Source organism: Burkholderia sp. KBS0801, from assembly GCF_005937855.2.
GTDB classification, from domain to species: Bacteria; Pseudomonadota; Gammaproteobacteria; order Burkholderiales; family Burkholderiaceae; genus Burkholderia; species Burkholderia ambifaria.
The window spans coordinates 543,688-561,209 of record NZ_CP042179.1; the positions used below are offsets into that span (position 1 = coordinate 543,688).

The window sequence follows — 17,522 nt, forward strand, 5'->3', positions numbered from 1 at the left end:
GCGCCTTGCGCGAGCGCCCGACAGCGCCGCGCAGGAGAATCGCCCGTGCGCGGCGCTTCGGCTCATCCGGAACCAAGGAGAAACGGCATGGCGACAGTGGCGGATTTCATCGTCGAACGGCTGTACGACTGGGGCGTGCGCCGCGTGTACGGCTACCCGGGCGACGGCATCAACGGCTTTTTCGGCGCGCTCAGCCGCGCCGAGGGCAAGATCGAATTCATCCAGGCGCGCCACGAAGAGATGGCGGCCTTCATGGCGTCCGCGCATGCAAAATTTACAGGCGAGCTTGGCGTGTGCGTCGCGACCTCGGGCCCCGGCGCCACGCACCTCGTGACCGGCCTCTACGACGCGCGGCTCGACCACATGCCGGTGCTCGCGATCGTCGGCCAGCAGGCGCGTGCCGCGCTCGGCGGCCACTATCAGCAGGAAGTCGATCTGCCCGCGCTACTCAAGGACGTCGCGGGCGCTTTCGTCCAGCTTGCAGTGGTGCCCGCGCAGGTGCGCCATCTGGTCGACCGCGCGGTGCGCATCGCGCTCGGCGCGCGCACCGTCACCGCGCTGGTGCTGCCCAGCGACCTGCAGGAGCTCGACTATGCGCCGCCGAAGCGCGCGCACGGCACCGTGCATTCGGGGGTCGGCTACACGCCGCCGAAGGTGGTGCCGTACGCGGACGACCTGCAGCGCGCGGCCGACGTGCTCAATGCGGGCAAGAAGGTCGCGATGCTGGTGGGCGCGGGCGCGCTGCACGCGACCGACGAGGTGATCGCGGTGGCCGACCGGCTCGGCGCGGGCGCCGCGAAGGCGCTGCTCGGCAAGGCCGCGCTGCCGGACGATCTGCCGTGGGTGACGGGCTCGATCGGGCTGCTCGGCACCAAGCCGAGCTACGAGCTGATGACCGAATGCGACACGCTGCTCGTCGTCGGCTCCGGCTTCCCGTATTCGGAATTCCTGCCGAAGGAAGGCCAGGCGCGCGGCGTGCAGATCGATTTGAAGGCCGACATGCTCAGCCTGCGCTATCCGATGGAGGTGAATCTCGTCGGCGACAGCGCCGAGACGCTGCGCGCGCTGCTGCCGCTGCTGAAGGAGCGCGGCGACACCGGCTGGCGCGACCGGATCGCGAAATGGAATGCGGACTGGCACGAAACGCTGGCCGCGCGCGCGGCCGCGAAGGCGAGCGCGGGGCGCGGCGTGAATCCGCAGCGCGCGTTCACCGAGTTGTCGCCGCGGCTGCCCGACGACGTGATCCTGACGAGCGATTCCGGCTCGTGCGCGAACTGGTACGCGCGCGACCTGATGATGCGGCGCGGGATGATGGGCTCGCTGTCGGGCGGACTCGCGTCGATGGGCGCGGCGGTGCCCTACGCGATCGCCGCGAAGTTCGCGTACCCGGTGCGCCCGGTGATCGCGATGGTCGGCGACGGCGCGATGCAGATGAACAACATGGCCGAGCTGATCACCGTCGCGAAGTACTGGCGGCAATGGCCCGATCCGCGCTGGATCTGCATGGTGCTGAACAACGAGGACCTGAACCAGGTCACATGGGAGCAGCGCGTGATGGAAGGCGACCCGAAGTTCGACGCGTCGCAGCAGATTCCGAACGTGCCGTACTCGCGCTTCGCGACGCTGCTCGGGCTGAAGGGCATCTACGTCGACGATCCCGAACAGCTCGGCGCCGCGTGGGACGAGGCGCTGGCTTCCGATCGTCCGGTCGTGCTCGAGGTGAAAAGCGATCCGGAGGTGCCGCCGCTGCCGCCGCACGTGACGCTGCAGCAGGCAAAGCACTTCGCCGAGACGCTGGTGAAGGGCGACCCGCGCGAAGCGAACGTCATCGTCGAGACCGCGCGGCAGGTGCTGTCGGCCGTGCTGCCGGGCAATGGCGAACACGGTGGCAAGGGAGGCAAGAAGGAGTCGTAGCGGAGGACGGGTGGCGACCGCGGCAGAGCACGGCGCGTTCGCGGTGTCGCCCGTCGCGTTCCGTGCGTGGCGGCGCGGCGTCCCGCGCGTCAGCACGTCAGCACGTCAGCACGTCAGCACGTCAGCACGTCAGCGCATCAGCGCATCAGCGCATCGGCACGTCAACCGATATCGACGTCGTCCCTTCCGTCGCCCTGCAGCGCGAGCGCCGCGTTGATCAACCCGACCTGCGCCAGCGTGAACGGGAAATTTCCGCACAGGCGCCGCGCCTTCACGTCGTATTCCTCGGCCAGCAGCCCGACGTCGTTGCGCAGGCTCAGCAGCCGTTCGAACAGCGCGAGCGCATCGTCGTCGCGGCCTTGCATCCGGTACACCTGCACGAGCCAGAAACCGGCCGTGACGAACGCGCCTTCGTCGCCTTCGCAGCCGTCGTTGAATGGCTGCGGCCGATAGCGGAACGGCAGTCCGTCCTCCAGCAATTCCTGCTCGATCGCGGCAACGGTGCCGACCACCCGCGGATCGCACGCGTCGAGCATGCCCGTCAACGGAATCAGCAACAGGCTCACGTCGAGCCCGTCGCCGTCGTAGCGCTCGACGAACCGGCCGAGTTGCTCGTGGTAACCGCGTGCGAGCACATCGTCGCGAATCGCATCGGCCCAGCGCTGCCACACGTCGAGCGGCGCGTGATGACCGAACGCGCGCGCCGAGCGGCACGCGCTTTCGACCGCCGCCCACACCATCACCTTCGACGACGTGAACAGGTGCCGGCCGCTGCGCACTTCCCAGATCCCTTCGTCGGGGTCGCGCCAGACCGTCGCGAGATGCTCGATCAGCCGCCGTTCGAGCATCCACACGTCGTCGTCGGGCGGCAAGCCGTGACGGCGCGCATGGTACAGCGCACCCAGCACCTCGCCGTACACGTCGAGCTGCAGCTGCAGGGCCGCCGCGTTGCCGAAGCGCACCGGTTGCGCGCCTTCGTAGCCGGCCAGATGCGGGGCGGTCCATTCCGCCGCGCGGCGGCCGCCGTCCGCCGCATACAGCACCTGCAATTGCGACGGATGGTCGGCGATCGCGCGCACCAGCCAGTCGCGCCAGCGCGCGGCCTCTTCGCGGTACCCGCAGCGCACCAGCGCGCGCAGCGTGAAACTCGCGTCGCGCAGCCAGCAGAAGCGGTAATCCCAGTTGCGCTCGCCGCCAAAACGTTCGGGCAACGAAGTGGTCGGCGCCGCGACGATGCCGCCGGTGCGCAGGCTCGACAGCAGCTTCACCGTGATCAGCGCACGCTCGATCGCGTCGCGATACGGACCTTCCGCCGTGTTGCACGTCACCCAGCCGCGCCAGAACGACTGCGTATCGCGCACCGACGCGTAGGCGTCCGGCACGACCGGCGGCCGGTCGTACGAACGCGCGTAGCTGATGGCGAAATCCACGCGCTCGCCCGCCGTGATCCGCTGCGAGCCGACGAGCCGGTCGTCCTGCACGTCGAGTTGCATCTCGGTATCGAGCCACATCGCGTCGCCGCCCGTCATCATCCGCCAGCGCCGGCCGAACGGACGGCACCACGGCAGCGCGTGCCCGTAGTCGAACCGCACGCCGAGATCGACGTCGATCTCGACCGTGCCGCGCTCGCCGCGCACGCTGCGGATCAGGCACGGATCGGCCGTATTCCAGCTCATCCAGTCGAGGATCACGATGCAGCCCGACGACGTTTCGAAGGTCGTCTCGAGAATCGCGGTGCCGGGCAGATAGCGGCGCACCGCACGTGCATTCGCGTCGCGCGGCGCAATGCGGAAACGGCCGTTGTCGGGCGTGCCGACGAGTGCGGCGAAGCATGGCGGCGAGTCGAAGTCCGGCCAGCACAGCCAGTCGATGCTGCCGTCGCGCGCGACGAGCGCGGCACTGCGGCCGTCGCCGATCAGCGCGTAGTCCTCGATCCGCATCGCGCTCACCGGTCCAGCTTGCGCGCGGCGACGAAGCCCGCCGCGAGCACCGCGAAGACCGCCGCGAACGCGAGCGCGCGCGACGCGCCAAGGCCCGCTTCGGCGCCGGTGCGGCGCGCTTCGGCGGTGAACGCGCCGCGCGTCGCATGGCCGGCCGGCACGGTATGCCACAGATTCGACTCGCGCGGCCCGGCCGGTGTCGCGCGCTGCTGGCCGCGCACGGCCATCAGCGCGAGATAGCGGTCGAAGCAGCCCGGCGCGAACGCGTTCGCCGCGATCGCGGCGAGCGACGACCAGCCAATCCAGCGCTCGCGGCACGGACGACGCGCGGCCTGCACGATCGCGTCGGCCGCCACTTCCGGCGCATAGACGGGCGCGACCGGACGCGGCGCATTCGGCAACGTGGATTGGGCCCAGTCGAACTGCGGCGTGTCGATCGCCGGCAGTTGCACCATCGTCACGCGCACGCGGCTGTGCGCATGCAGCAGCTCGCAGCGCAGCGCGTCGGTGAAGCCGCGGATCGCATGCTTCGCGCCGCAGTACGCCGACTGCAGCGGGATCGACCGGTACGCGAGCGCGGAGCCGACCTGCACGATCGTGCCGCGATTGCGCGGCGCCATCCGCGCGAGCGCCGCACGCGTGCCGTACACGCAGCCCAGATAGGTGACCTCGGTCACGCGTGCATAGTCTTCCGGCGAGATTTCGTCGAAAGGCGCGAACACGGTCACCATCGCATTGTTGACCCACACGTCGAGCGGGCCGAGTTCGTTCTCGATGCGCTCGGCGGCCGCATCGAGCGCGGCGGCGTCGCTGACGTCGACCGCGATCGGCAGCGCCTCGACGCCATACGCGCGCACTTCGGACGCGGTGTCGTCCAGCGCGCGCGGATCGCGTGCGAGCAGCGCGACGTTCGCGCCGAGCCGCGCAAACGCGTGCGCAGTCGCGCGGCCGACGCCGGCGCTCGCACCGGTAATCGCGACGGTCTTCACGGTCGATTCCTCCCGCTGTTTCAGGGTGGCCCGCACGCCGAGGGCTGCTTGCGCATTGCGTGCCGGAACGCGATCGGCGTAGCAAGCGGCATGCCGCGCAGCGTGCGGGCCTTGCAATCGGGGCGCGCGATGAACGGTCGCCTAATTTACAAGCCGCCTGTAACGCGCCGGACGTTGCGCCCGCAATCTCCGAGCCATACGCAAATGCGCAGCGCGCACGGAAATTGCTCGGCCGCGAACGGTTTGTGGTCATGCCGTCGGCAAGGAGTCGCTTTGCCCGTTCCGCCGTTCGCCCAGTCGCGCCGCATCGCGTGCCTCGCTTCCGTCGCAAGCCTCGTCGCGCCGGCGGTCGCGCGTGCGGCCGGTGAATTGGGGGAAGCCACCGCCGGGCCCGCCGGACCGCTGCCGCTCGCGTACGTCGCGCATGCGGCGGGCCCCGCCGCGCGGCCGGTGTTCGTGCTCGGCTGGGCGCTCGTCGCACTGTGCACGTTCGTGTGCATCGCGATCGCGGTGTTGCTGCTGATCGCGATATTTCGCCGTCGCGCGCACGCAGGCGGTGCCCACGGCAGCGGGCTGGCGATCGTGACGGTCGGCTCCGCGATCTCGATCGTGCTGCTGTTCGGCGCGCTCGTGTACATGCTGCGCGTGCTCGGCGTGGTCGCGGCGCCGCCGCGCCCGCCCGCGCTGACGATCGTCGTGACGGCACACGACTGGTGGTGGGCCGTCCGCTATCCGGACGACGCGGGCGGCCCCGCGTTCGTCACCGCCAACGAGATCCACATCCCGGTGGGCGAGCCCGTCGCGATCGAACTGAACAGCGCCGACGTGATCCATGCGTTCTGGGTCCCGCAACTGGCCGGCAAAACGCAGACGATACCCGGCCAGACCAACCATCAATGGCTGCAAGCCGACCGGCCCGGCGTCTATCGCGGACAGTGCTCGCAATACTGCGGCGCGCAGCACGCGCACATGGCGTTCGAGGTCGTGGCCGAGCCGCCGGACGCGTTTCGCGCGTGGCTCGCCGCGCAGCGGCAGCCGGCTCCCGCCCCCGCCGCCGGCGCCGAGCAGCGCGGCCGGCACGTGTTCGCCACGCGCTGCGCGGGCTGCCACGCGGTGCGCGGCACCGATGCGGCGGGCGACGCGGGCCCCGACCTGTCGCATGTCGGGTCGCGGCGGCTGCTCGCGGCCGGCACGCTCGACAACACGCCCGACAACCTGCGGCGCTGGATCGCGCACGCGCAGCAGATCAAGCCGCAGACGCTGATGCCGTCGTTCGCGCTCGCGCCGCGCGACGCCGACGATCTCGCCGCCTATCTCGCGACGCTGCATTGAACGGAGGATCACGAATGGCCGTTGCCCACGACACGCCCACCGCGCTCAGCCGCGTGCCCGACCTCGGCGACGCGCCGCCGGGCTCCGCGCACGAGCGCGCGCTCGCCGCGCTGTGGGAATCGGAACCCGGCTGGCGCGGCTGGCTCGGCACGGTCGATCACAAGCGCATCGGGCTGCGCTACATCGTCACCGCCTTCGCGTTCCTGCTGCTCGGCGGCGTCGAGGCGCTCGTGATGCGCATCCAGCTCGCGCGGCCGAACGCGACGGTGCTCACGCCCGCGCAGTACGACGCGCTGTTCACGATGCACGGCGTCACGATGATCTTCCTGTACGCGCTGCCGGTGCTGTCCGGCTTCGCGAACTATCTGTGGCCGCTGATGCTCGGCTCGCGCGACATGGCGTTCCCGCGGCTCAATGCGTTCTCGTACTGGGCGTTCCTGTTCGCCGGGCTGTTCCTGTATGCGAGCTTTCCGCTCGGCGCGGTGCCCGACGGCGGCTGGTTCAACTACGTGCCTCTCACGTCGCTCGACTACAGCGCCGGCGCGAACATCGACATCTACGCGCTCGGGATGATCCTGCTCGGCATCTCGACCACCGGCGGCGCGGCGAACTTCGTCGTCACGCTGCTGCGCATGCGCGCGCACGGGATGTCGATCGACCGGCTGCCGATCATCGTATGGGGCACGCTGACCGCATCGGTCGCGAACCTCGTCGCGGTGCCGTCGGTGAGCCTCGCGTTCCTGCTGCTGTGGCTCGACCGCAATGCCGGCACGCACTTCTTCGACGTCGCGAACGGCGGGCGGCCGCTGCTGTGGCAGCACCTGTTCTGGATGTTCGCGCACCCGTGGGTGTATGTGGTCGTGCTGCCCGCGATGGGGATCGTGTCGGACGCATTGCCGACCTTTTGCCGCCGGCCGCTCGTCGCGTACGAGGCCGTCGCGGTGTCGACGGTCGCGACGATGCTGATCGGCTTCGAGGTGTGGGTCCACCACATGTTCGCGACCGGCATCGCGCCGCTCGCACTCGCGTTCTTCGGCGCGGCGAGCATGCTGATCTCGATCCCGAGCGCGGTCGCGGTGTTCGCGTGGCTCGCGACGATCTGGACCGGCCGCCCGGTGTTCCGCACGCCGTTCCTGTATTTCGCGGGCTTCGTGCTGATGTTCGTGGTCGGCGGCGTGTCCGGCGTGATGACGGCCGCGGTGCCGCTCGACTGGCAGTTGACCGACACGTACTTCATCGTCGCGCACCTGCATTACGTGCTGCTCGGCATCAACGTGTTCCCGGTGCTCGGCGGCGTCACGTACTGGTTCCCGAAGTTCACCGGGCGGATGATGAACGAGCGCTTCGGACGCCTGACGTTCTGGGTCCTGCTGGTCGGCTTCAACCTCGGCTTCTTCCCGATGCACGTTGCCGGGCTGCTCGGGATGCCGCGCCGCATCTATACCTATCCGTCCGGGATGGGCTGGGACACGTCGAACCTGCTGACCACGATCGGCTCGTTCATCTTCGGCATCGGCATCGTGATGTTCGTCGTCAACGCGCTCGTCAGCGCGCGGCGCGGCGCGCGTGCCGGCGAGAATCCGTGGGGCGGCGCCGGGCTCGAATGGTCGGTCGCGTCGCCGACGCCCGTGTACAACTTCGCGGTGCTGCCGCTCGTCGGCTCGCGGCATCCGCTGTGGGAAACCCGCGACGATCCGAAGCGCACCAGCCTGCGGGTCGGCTACCGGCTCGCCGACGGCCGCGAGGCGCTCGCCGTCACGCCGCTCGCGGCGGCGCCGAGCGCGATCCTGAAGATGCCGGAGGACACCTGCGTGCCGTTCGTGCTCGCGCTGCTTGCCACGGCGGTGTTCGCGGCGATGCTGGCGCGCTCGCCGACGCTCGTGTGCGTGGCCGTCGCCGGTTGTGCGATCGCGACCACCATCTGGCTGTGGCCGCGCGGCACGCTCGGACAGCGCGCGCACCGGCCGGCCCGCGACGACACGCAGGCGCCGTCGGCCGCCGCCGGCGCGCATCCGGACGAACCGTCGTCGGCCGCGGCCCCGGCCGGCGCGCCGGCCGCGTGCGTCGAGCCGCTGCCCGTCGGCAGTTGCGGCGAACGCGCGGGCGGCTGGTGGGGTGTCATTACGCTGATCGTGACCGAGGCCGGGCTGTTCGGCTACCTGCTGTTCTGCTACTTCTACCTGCAGTCGCAATCGTCCGCGCCGTGGCCGCCCGAAGGGATGCCGAAGATCGGCCTCGCGGCCGGCAACACGGTCGTGCTGCTGTCGAGCAGCGTGTTCGTGTGGCTCGCCGAGCGCGCGGTGCGGGCCGACAAGCGGCCGCGCGCGGTGGCCGCGCTCGCCGTCGCGCTGGTGCTCGGCATCGCGTTCGCGCTCGTTCAGCTGCACGAGTGGCGCGACCATCCGTACGGCCCGACCGTACACCTGTACGGCAGCCTGTACTTCACGATCACCGGCTTTCACCTCGCGCACGTGGTAGCCGGGCTCGCGATCCTCGCGCTGCTCGCCGGCTGGACGGCCGCCGGCTTCTTCAGCGGCGAGCGGCGCGTCGCGCTGACGGTCGGCGGGCTCTACTGGCACTTCGTCGACATCGTGTGGCTGTTCATCTTCACCGCGCTGTACGTGTCGCCGTACTGGCTCAGGAGATCGGGATGAACGGCACGCGACGCTCGTGGACTCCCCTGCTCGCGATCGCGGCCGGCCTGATCGGCGCGCCCGCGCTGTGGTTCGCGCAGATGCTCGCGTCCGAGACGCTCGCGTCGACCGCGTGCTATCCGCTCGGCGTCGCGCAGGCCGTGCCGCGCTGGGCGCACGTGGGCGTGTGGCTCGCGCTGATCGCCGCGGGCGCGTTCGCGCTGGCGGCGGCGTTCGCCACCTGGCTCGTGCGCACGTGGCAACGCCGGCACGACGCCAACGTCCAGGCCGCGACGCGCGACGACAGCACGCGATTCCTCGCGCGCTGCGGGATGCTCGCCGCGCTCGGGTTCGTGATCGGTCTCGTGTTCACGGGCGTCGTGTCGGCTTTCGTGGGGCCGTGCAGTCCATGGCGCTGATCTCGTTCACTTCGTTCCGCTTTCCCGGGCGCGCGATCAGCGTCGCACTCGCCGTACTCGCCGCTTGCGTCGCGCTCGCCGCCTGCGACATGCAGCAGGACGACCATCCTGCGTCCCCCGGCGATACGGCCGACGCGGCGTCGGCGGCGGAAGCACCCGAACCCGCGTCGGGCTGGCGTTTCGTGCGGATCGGTGCGTCGGCGGCCGATGCCGGCGCGTCGATGTCGGCTCGCGTGAAAGAGGATCGCAGGCTTTCCGGGGCGCCTGCCGCGGCTGCGTCGTCGGCGTCGACGGTGTCGGCCTCATCGGCCGCCGCGCCGGCGGACGCGGCATCCGCCAAGCCGGCTCGGCGCCCGATGGTCGCCGCTGCCGCCGCGAACGCCGACGCCGCGACGATCGCGCGCGGCCGCTACCTCGCGCTCGCCGGCGACTGCGCGGCCTGCCACGACGCGGCCGATCACACGCCCTACGCGGGCGGCCAGCCGGTGAATTCGCCGTTCGGGCCGATCTATGCGCCGAACATCACGCCGGATCCGGCGCACGGAATCGGCCACTACACGCTGCAGCAGTTCGACGACGCGTTGCGGCGCGGCGTGCGCGCGGACGGCAGTTGGCTGTACCCGGCGATGCCCTACCCGTCGTTCGCGCGGATGACCGACGCCGACGTGCGCGCGCTCTATGCGTATTTCATGCGCGGCGTCGCGCCGTCTGCGAACGCGGCGAAGCTCACGCGGCTGCCGTTCCCGTTCAACCAGCGCTGGGCGCTCGGGCTATGGAGCCTCGCACTCGCGAACCGCGACCGGTTCGTGCCGCAACCGTCGCAATCGGCGCAATGGAATCGCGGCGCGTATCTGGTGCAGGGCCTCGGCCACTGCGGCGCGTGCCATACGCCGCGCGGGCCGGCCTACAACGAGCGCGGCTACGACGAGCGCAGCCCGGCGTTCCTGACCGGCGGCATCAACGATCACTGGTTTGCGCCGAACCTGACCGGCGCGGACACGGACGGCCTCGGCCGCTGGACGATCGACGAGCTCGCCGCCTTCCTGCGCAGCGGCCATGCGGTGCGCGGCGCGGTGTTCGGCGCGATGGCGCCGGTCGTCGAAGAGAGCACCGCGCTGCTCAGCGACGACGATCGTCGCGCGATCGCCGTGTACCTGAAATCGTTGCCCGCGCAACCGACCGCCGCGACGAACCCGCTGGGCGTAGGCGTCCCGCGGCTGACGGCCGCCGGCCCGCGGCCGGAAGGCGGTCAGCAGGCGCCGGGCGCCGGCGTGTATGCGGGGTTCTGCGCGCGCTGTCACGGCGCGGACGGCGCCGGCGTGCGCGATCACGGGCCGCCCCTCGCGGGGAATTCGGCGGTGCTCGCGGCCGATCCGACGAGCGCGATCCGGATCGTCGTCGAAGGCGCGCGGCCGGCGCCCGGCACGAACGGCCCCGTGCAGCGGATGCCGGCGATGCGCGGCGCACTGACGAGCAGCGAAATCGCGGCGGTGGTCAGCTATGTGCGCGGCGCGTGGGGGAATCGCGCCGCGCCGGTGTCGGAGCAGGAGGTGAGGCGGTTGCGGGCGGCGATTCATCGATGACGGCGTCCGATCGCGCCGTTCGGCGCATCGCGCATGCCGGTGTCACCGGAGCGGCGCACGCGCATCGCGTTCGTCGTGTTCATCGTGTGTAGCCCGCGTGGGCGACGATATCCACGGCGCGGGTCGCGGCCAACCCAATTCCGGCGATGACGGACATTGGTCGCATTCGCAGCCGAACCGGCCGCATTCCGACGAAGTCGTTACCGCGCCGCCACCGCTTCCGATTCCGGCGCCTGCCACCCACCGCCGAGCGCCTTGAACGCCGCGACCGCCGCGCGTGCGGATTCGGTTTGCGCCTGCACGCGCTGGTCGGACGCCCGCAGCAGGTTTTCATCGGCCTGCAGCACTTCGATCAGGCTGACGACGCCTTTCTGGTACGCCGCAAACGACGCGGCTCTCGCCCGGCCCAGCGAATCCACGCCGCCGCCAAGAACTGCTGCCTGCTCGTCGCGCTTGACGAGCGCCGAGAACGCGTTTTCGACGTCCTCGGTCGCGTGCAGCGCCGCGAGCCGATACGCGGCCAGCATTTCGGCATCCTGCCCTTTGGCCTGCGCGATCTGCGCATTGATCCGGCCGAAGTCGAACAGGCGCCAGCGCAGGCCGAGCACGCCCGCGGCCTGGTTGGCACCGCCGGTGAACAGGTTGCCCACGCCCATCGTCGTCGCGCTGCCGATCAGCCCGCTCAGCGAGAACTTCGGGTAATACTCGGCGATGGCCACGCCGATGCGCGCGTTCGCCGCCGCCACGCGCCGCTCGGCCACGATCAGGTCGGGCCGCCGCCTGAGCAGCTCACCGGGCGTTCCGGTCGCCGCGATGCGCGGCGCAACCGGCACGTCGCCGCCGTCGAGCAATTCCGCGCGATGCGTGCCGGGCTGCGAACCGAGCATCACGTCGAGCGCATTCATCGCTGTGTCGAGCGCCGCTTCGAGCACCGGCACCGTCGCGCGCACCTGCGCGAGCGCGCCTTCGGCCTGCCTGACCTGAAGCTCCGCCGCGAGGCCCTTGCCATACAGCAGACTGATGGTCGACAACAGATCCTGCTCGGTCTGCACCTGGTGCCGCGCGACCTTCAGCCGGCCCTGCAATCCGCGAATCGTGATGTAGATGTCCGCGGTTTGCGCGGCGACGGCAAGGCGCGTCGCCACCGCGCCGGCTTCCGACGCCTGGTAGTCGGCCAGCGCCGCTTCGCGGCCGCGGCGCAACCCGCCGAACACGTCCAGCTCCCAGCTCGCGTTGAAGTCGGCCTCATAGTCGCTGCCGTGACGATCGAAACCGGGCGCCGAATTCAGCACCCGCCCCAACGGCGTTTCGACCGACTGATAGACGCGCGCCGCCTGACCACTCACCTCGCCCGAAGGCAGCAGCGCGGCATTCGCCGCCCCCACCGCCGCGCGCGCCTGCGCGACGCGTGCGGCGGCCTGCGCGAGATCGAGGTTCTGCGCCAGTGCCAGCGTGACGTAGCGCGTGAGTCGCGGATCGCCGAACCCGGTCCACCACGTCGCGAGGTCGGCATCGGCGGCCGCGTGCCGCTGGTCCACGGCGGCCTGGCCCTGGAATCGCTGCGGCATCGCGACCTCCGGGCGCGCATAGTCGGGACCGACGGCGCAACCCGCCAACAGGACGGCAACAAGAACCGCGGCAACGACGGGTTTGGGTAGCATGACGGTTTTCGCAAGAATTCGATAGTGACTATAATACCAAATAGTCACTCGTTGTCCATCCTGTCGGCTGCAGCCCATGAAAAAAACCGCTTCTTCCCCGGCCCCCGCGCGGGGGCCGGCCGACCATGACGTCCGGGACCAGATCGTCGTCGCCGCCACCGAGCACTTCAGCCGCTACGGCTATGAAAAGACGACCGTGTCCGATCTCGCGAAGGCGATCGGCTTCTCGAAGGCCTATATCTACAAGTTCTTCGAGTCGAAACAGGCGATCGGCGAAATGATCTGCGCGAACTGCCTGCACGAGATCGAAACCGAGGTGCGCGCGGCCGTCGCCGAGGCCGAACTACCCACCGAAAAGCTGCGGCGGATGTTCAAGGTCTTTACCGAAGCGAGCCTGCGGCTGTTTTTCCGCGACCGCAAGCTGTACGACATCGCCGCCTCGGCCGCCACCGGGAACTGGCAATCGGTGCAGGCCTACGAAGCGCGCGTGCAGAAACTGCTGCAGGACGTGCTGCAGGCAGGCCGGCAAAACGGCGAGTTCGAGCGCAAGACGCCGCTGGACGAAACCGCGATGGCGATCTACCTGGTGATGCGCCCGTACCTGAATCCGCTGCTGCTGCAATACAACCTCGACACGACCGACGCCGCGCCCGCGCAGTTGTCGAACCTCGTTCTGCGCAGCCTCGCCCCGTGATGCATCGCCATTTGTGACCATTGACTATTTTAGTCACTAGATCCACAATGAAAGCCCCGAACACTTCGTCACTGGGTCTTTCATGGTCAGGCATCGCCTCGCTCTCCTCGCAGTCGCGTCCGCACTGCCGCTCGCGCTAGCCGCGTGCAGCGGAAAAGCGCCTTCCGATCCGCGCACGGAAGCGCCGCTCGTGCGTACCGCCGTCGTGCAGGCGGCCGTGCCCGCGTCCCGCGCGTTTACGGGAACCGTCGCCGCCCGTGTGCAGAGCGACCTTGGGTTCCGGGTGTCCGGCAAGGTGCAGGAGCGGCTCGTCGATGCCGGTCAAACCGTCCGGCGCGGCCAGCCGCTGATGCGGCTCGACCCCGTCGACCTGAAGCTCGCGGCCCGCGCACGCGACGAGGCCGTGGCCGCGGCGCGGGCCCGCGCGCGGCAGACCGCCGAGGACGAAGCCCGCTACCGCGACCTGCGCGGCACCGGGGCGATATCGGCGTCGGCCTATGACCAGATCAAGGCGGCGGCCGATGCCGCGAAGGCGCAACTGAGCGCCGCCGAGGCCGACGCGAACGTGTCGCGCAATGCGACCGGCTATGCGGAACTCGTCGCGGACGGCGACGGCGTCGTGATGGAAACGCTCGCCGAGCCCGGTCAGGTCGTCAGCGCGGGCCAGCCGGTGGTGCGGCTCGCGCACGCCGGCAGCCGCGAGGCCGTGATCCAGCTGCCCGAAACCCTGCGCCCGGCGATCGGGTCGAACGCGCAGGCCGAGCTGTTCGGCAAGCAGGACGCGAGCGTTCCTGCGACGCTGCGCCAGCTCTCCGATACCGCGGATGCCAGAACGCGCACGTTCGAAGCGCGCTATGTGCTGCAGGGTGCGTTGGCCGGCGCACCGCTGGGTGCGACCGTGACGATCCGGATCGCGGACGTCGCGCCGCAAGCCGGCCTGCAGGTGCCGATCGGCGCGCTGCTCGATGCCGGCAAGGGCCCCGGTGTATGGGTCGTCGCCGGCGATCCGGCCAGGGTTGCATGGCGGCCGGTCAGGCTCGAGCATCTGGATGACGACAGCGCCCGCGTGTCCGGCGCGCTGAAGCAAGGCGAGCGCGTCGTCGCACTCGGTGCCCACTTGCTGCGCGAAGGCGAGACGGTCCGCGTGTCGCCGCAGGCCGTCGCGGTCGCCAGCGAAGGAGCACGGCCGTGAGCGAGCGCCGCTTCAACCTGTCGGCGCTCGCGGTGCGCGAGCGCGCGGTCACGCTGTTCCTGATCTGCCTGATTTCGCTCGCCGGGCTCGTGTCGTTCTTCAAGCTGGGCCGCGCGGAAGACCCGGCCTTCACGGTCAAGGTGATGACCATCGTCACCGCGTGGCCCGGCGCGACCGCGCAGGAAATGCACGACCAGGTCGCCGAAAAGATCGAAAAGCGCATGCAGGAGCTGCGCTGGTACGACCGCACCGAAACCTACACGCGCCCCGGCCTGGCCTTCACGACGCTGACATTGCTCGACAGCACGCCGCCGTCCGAGGTGCAGGAGCAGTTCTATCAGGCGCGCAAGAAGATCGGCGACGTGGCGAACGATCTGCCGTCCGGCGTGATCGGGCCGATGGTCAACGACGAATATGCGGACGTCACGTTCGCCCTCTTCGCGCTGAAGGCCAAGGGCGAGCCGCAGCGCCTGCTGGTGCGCGACGCGGAGACGCTGCGCCAGCGGCTGCTGCACGTGCCCGGCGTGAAGAAGGTCGACATCATCGGCGAGCAGGCGGAGCGCATCTATATCCAGCTGTCGCACGATCGGCTCGCGACGCTCGGCGTGAGCCCGCAGGACGTGTTCGCCGCGCTCAACGGACAGAACGCGCTGACGCCAGCCGGCTCCGTCGAGACGCGCGGCCCGGAGATCTTCATTCGCGTGGACGGCGCGTTCGACAAGCTGCAGAAGATTCGCGACACGCCGATCGTCGCGCAGGGTCGCACGCTGAAACTGTCGGACATCGCCACCGTCGAGCGCGGTTACGAAGACCCGTCGACGTTCCTGATCCGCAACAACGGCGAACCCGCGCTGCTGCTGGGCATCGTGATGCGCGACGGCTGGAACGGCCTCGACCTCGGTAAGGCGCTCGACCACGAGGTCGGCGCGATCAATACCGGGCTGCCGCTCGGCATGAGCCTGACCAAGGTGACCGACCAGTCCGTGAACATCAGCTCCGCCGTCGACGAGTTCATGGTGAAGTTCTTCGCCGCGCTGCTCGTGGTGATGCTGGTGAGCTTCGTCAGCATGGGCTGGCGCGTGGGCCTCGTCGTCGCCGCGGCCGTGCCGCTGACGCTCGCCGTGGTGTTCGTCGTGATGGCCGCGACCGGCAAGAACTTCGACCGCATCACGCTCGGCTCGCTGATCCTCGCGCTCGGCCTGCTGGTCGACGACGCGATCATCGCGATCGAGATGATGGTCGTGAAGATGGAGGAAGGCTACGACCGCGTGGCCGCGTCGGCCTACGCGTGGAGCCATACGGCCGCGCCGATGCTGGCCGGCACGCTGGTGACCGCGGTCGGCTTCATGCCGAACGGCTTCGCGCGCTCCACCGCCGGCGAATACACCAGCAACATGTTCTGGATCGTCGGGATCGCGCTGATCGCGTCGTGGGTCATCGCGGTGGCCTTCACGCCGTACCTCGGCGTGAAGATGCTGCCGGACTTCAAGAAGTTCGAAGGCGGTCACGATGCGATCTACGACACGCCCCGCTACAACCGCTTCCGCCAGTTGCTGACGCGCGTGATCGCCCGGAAATGGCTGGTCGCCGGTTCGGTCGTCGGCCTGTTCGTGCTCGCGATTCTCGGCATGGCGATCGTCAAGAAACAGTTTTTCCCCGTCTCCGATCGCCCCGAGGTGCTGATCGAGGTACAGATGCCGTACGGCACGTCGATTTCGCAGACCAGCACCACCACGTCGAAGGTCGAGGCATGGCTCGCCAGACAGAAGGAAGCGCGGATCGTCACCGCGTATGTCGGCCAGGGTGCGCCGCGTTTCTATCTGGCGATGGGGCCGGAGCTGCCCGATCCGTCGTTCGCGAAGATCGTGGTGCGCACGGACAGCCAGGAGGAACGTGATGCATTGAAGGCGCGACTGCGAAGAGTCATCGCCGACGGCCTCGCGCCCGAAGCGCGCGTGCGCGTCACGCAACTCGTGTTCGGTCCGTATTCGCCGTTCCCGGTGGCCTACCGGATCACGGGCCCCGATCCGGACACGCTGCGCGGCATCGCAACCGATGTGCAGCGCGTGATGACCGGCAGCCCGATGATGCGCACGGTCAATGCCGACTGGGGCACGCGCGCACCGACGATGCACTTCACGTTGCAGCAGGATCGCCTGCAGGCGGTCGGATTGACGTCGGGCGCGGTCGCGCAGCAACTGCAGTTCCTGCTCACGGGCGTGCCCGTCACGGCGGTGCGCGAGGATATTCGAACCGTGCAGGTGATCGCGCGTTCGGGCGGCGATACGCGGCTCGACCCGGCGCGGCTCGCCGACTTCACGCTCGTCGGCGCGAACGGCCAGCACATTCCGCTGTCGCAGGTCGGCAAGGTCGACGTGCGAATGGAGGAGCCGATCATGCGCTGGCGCGATCGCGTGCCGACCGTCACCGTGCGCGGCGACATCGCCGACGGCTTGCAGCCGCCCGACGTATCGGCCGCGATCACGAAGGCGCTGCAACCGATCGCCGACAAGCTGCCGAGCGGTTACCGGATCGAGCAGGCCGGCTCCATCGAGGAATCGGGCAAGGCGACCGCGGCGATGCTGCCGCTGTTCCCGATCATGCTCGCGATCACGCTCGTCATCATCATCTTCCAGGTGCGCTCGATCTCCGCGATGGTGATGGTGTTCCTGACGAGCCCGCTCGGGTTGATCGGCGTGGTGCCGACGCTGATCCTGTTCGGGCAGCCGTTCGGCATCAACGCGCTGGTCGGGCTCATCGCGCTGTCGGGGATCCTGATGCGCAACACGCTGATACTGATCGGGCAGATCCATCAGAACGAACTCGCGGGGCTGGACCCGTTCCATGCGGTCGTCGAAGCGACCGTGCAGCGGGCCCGCCCGGTCATCCTGACCGCGATGGCGGCGGTGCTCGCGTTCATTCCGCTCACCCACTCGGTGTTCTGGGGAACGCTTGCATACACGCTGATCGGCGGCACGTTCGCCGGCACGGTCCTCACGCTGGTGTTCCTGCCCGCGATGTATGCGATCTGGTATCGAATCCGGCCCGGCCATGCCGCCGGTTCGCGCCGTGGCGAGCACGAGGCGTCGTCTCCCGAACCTACGCTTGCACCCGCGCTCGACGCGCGCGATTGATACCCACCCCGTTCATCGTATCGAAGGAAAC

At 69.7% G+C, this 17,522-nt stretch carries 11 protein-coding genes; 8 read left to right on the top strand and 3 right to left on the bottom strand.

Annotation, left to right across the window (positions count from 1 at the left end):
- Positions 1–87 precede the first annotated feature (87 nt).
- A complete protein-coding gene (locus FFI87_RS32015; protein WP_138850476.1) occupies positions 88–1,914 on the top strand; it encodes a thiamine pyrophosphate-requiring protein in 1,827 nt (608 codons plus the stop codon).
- A gap of 161 nt (positions 1,915–2,075) precedes the next feature.
- On the opposite strand, the gene FFI87_RS32020 is transcribed toward FFI87_RS32015, so the two are convergent.
- Together FFI87_RS32020 and FFI87_RS32025 are read right to left on the bottom strand one after the other, a co-directional pair.
- The gene (locus tag FFI87_RS32020; RefSeq protein ID WP_138850477.1) at positions 2,076–3,854 is read right to left on the bottom strand and encodes a glycoside hydrolase family 15 protein; all 1,779 of its coding nucleotides are present in this window, start codon (positions 3,852–3,854) and stop codon (positions 2,076–2,078) included.
- A gap of 5 nt (positions 3,855–3,859) precedes the next feature.
- Complete coding sequence (locus FFI87_RS32025; protein WP_138850478.1) at positions 3,860–4,843, bottom strand: SDR family oxidoreductase; 984 nt, start codon at positions 4,841–4,843, stop codon at positions 3,860–3,862.
- Positions 4,844–5,116: 273 nt separating this feature from the next.
- Between FFI87_RS32025 and coxB the strand changes: the two genes are divergently transcribed.
- The 4 genes from coxB to FFI87_RS32045 are packed head-to-tail and all read left to right on the top strand — an operon-like array spanning position 5,117 to position 10,810.
- The gene (gene coxB / locus FFI87_RS32030) at positions 5,117–6,175 is read left to right on the top strand and encodes a cytochrome c oxidase subunit II (protein WP_138850479.1); all 1,059 of its coding nucleotides are present in this window, start codon (positions 5,117–5,119) and stop codon (positions 6,173–6,175) included.
- A gap of 14 nt (positions 6,176–6,189) precedes the next feature.
- Complete coding sequence (gene ctaD, locus FFI87_RS32035; RefSeq protein WP_138850480.1) at positions 6,190–8,829, top strand: cytochrome c oxidase subunit I; 2,640 nt, start codon at positions 6,190–6,192, stop codon at positions 8,827–8,829.
- A complete protein-coding gene (locus FFI87_RS32040) occupies positions 8,826–9,227 on the top strand; it encodes a cytochrome C oxidase subunit I (RefSeq protein ID WP_138850481.1) in 402 nt (133 codons plus the stop codon). The genes ctaD and FFI87_RS32040 overlap by 4 nt, the downstream gene beginning before the upstream one ends.
- Entirely contained in the window at positions 9,218–10,810 is a 1,593-nt protein-coding gene (locus FFI87_RS32045) for a cytochrome c (RefSeq protein WP_138850482.1), read from the top strand. Before FFI87_RS32040 ends, FFI87_RS32045 begins: the two co-directional genes overlap by 10 nt.
- Positions 10,811–11,010: 200 nt before the next feature.
- Here FFI87_RS32045 and FFI87_RS32050 read toward each other — a convergent pair whose 3' ends face one another.
- Positions 11,011–12,471 carry an efflux transporter outer membrane subunit gene (locus tag FFI87_RS32050; protein ID WP_138850869.1) on the bottom strand — a complete coding sequence of 487 codons (1,461 nt, stop codon included), beginning with the start codon at positions 12,469–12,471 and terminating at the stop codon, positions 11,011–11,013.
- 76 nt (positions 12,472–12,547) lie between these two features.
- Between FFI87_RS32050 and FFI87_RS32055 the strand changes: the two genes are divergently transcribed.
- The 3 genes from FFI87_RS32055 (at position 12,548) to FFI87_RS32065 (ending at position 17,491) form a co-directional block, all read left to right on the top strand.
- Positions 12,548–13,165 carry a TetR/AcrR family transcriptional regulator gene (locus FFI87_RS32055; RefSeq protein WP_006753846.1) on the top strand — a complete coding sequence of 206 codons (618 nt, stop codon included), beginning with the start codon at positions 12,548–12,550 and terminating at the stop codon, positions 13,163–13,165.
- Between the two features lie 82 nt (positions 13,166–13,247).
- A complete protein-coding gene (locus FFI87_RS32060) occupies positions 13,248–14,357 on the top strand; it encodes an efflux RND transporter periplasmic adaptor subunit (RefSeq protein ID WP_138850483.1) in 1,110 nt (369 codons plus the stop codon).
- Entirely contained in the window at positions 14,354–17,491 is a 3,138-nt protein-coding gene (locus FFI87_RS32065; protein WP_138850484.1) for an efflux RND transporter permease subunit, read from the top strand. The genes FFI87_RS32060 and FFI87_RS32065 overlap by 4 nt, the downstream gene beginning before the upstream one ends.
- Positions 17,492–17,522: the final 31 nt, after the last annotated feature.

Coding starts and splice junctions, on each gene's coding strand:
- FFI87_RS32015 (WP_138850476.1), top strand. CDS start 88: ATGGCGACAGTGGCGGATTTCATCGTCGAACGGCTGTACGACTGGGGC.
- FFI87_RS32020 (WP_138850477.1), bottom strand. CDS start 3,854: ATGCGGATCGAGGACTACGCGCTGATCGGCGACGGCCGCAGTGCCGCG.
- ctaD (WP_138850480.1), top strand. CDS start 6,190: ATGGCCGTTGCCCACGACACGCCCACCGCGCTCAGCCGCGTGCCCGAC.
- FFI87_RS32040 (WP_138850481.1), top strand. CDS start 8,826: ATGAACGGCACGCGACGCTCGTGGACTCCCCTGCTCGCGATCGCGGCC.
- FFI87_RS32045 (WP_138850482.1), top strand. CDS start 9,218: ATGGCGCTGATCTCGTTCACTTCGTTCCGCTTTCCCGGGCGCGCGATC.
- FFI87_RS32050 (WP_138850869.1), bottom strand. CDS start 12,471: ATGCTACCCAAACCCGTCGTTGCCGCGGTTCTTGTTGCCGTCCTGTTG.
- FFI87_RS32055 (WP_006753846.1), top strand. CDS start 12,548: ATGAAAAAAACCGCTTCTTCCCCGGCCCCCGCGCGGGGGCCGGCCGAC.
- FFI87_RS32060 (WP_138850483.1), top strand. CDS start 13,248: ATGGTCAGGCATCGCCTCGCTCTCCTCGCAGTCGCGTCCGCACTGCCG.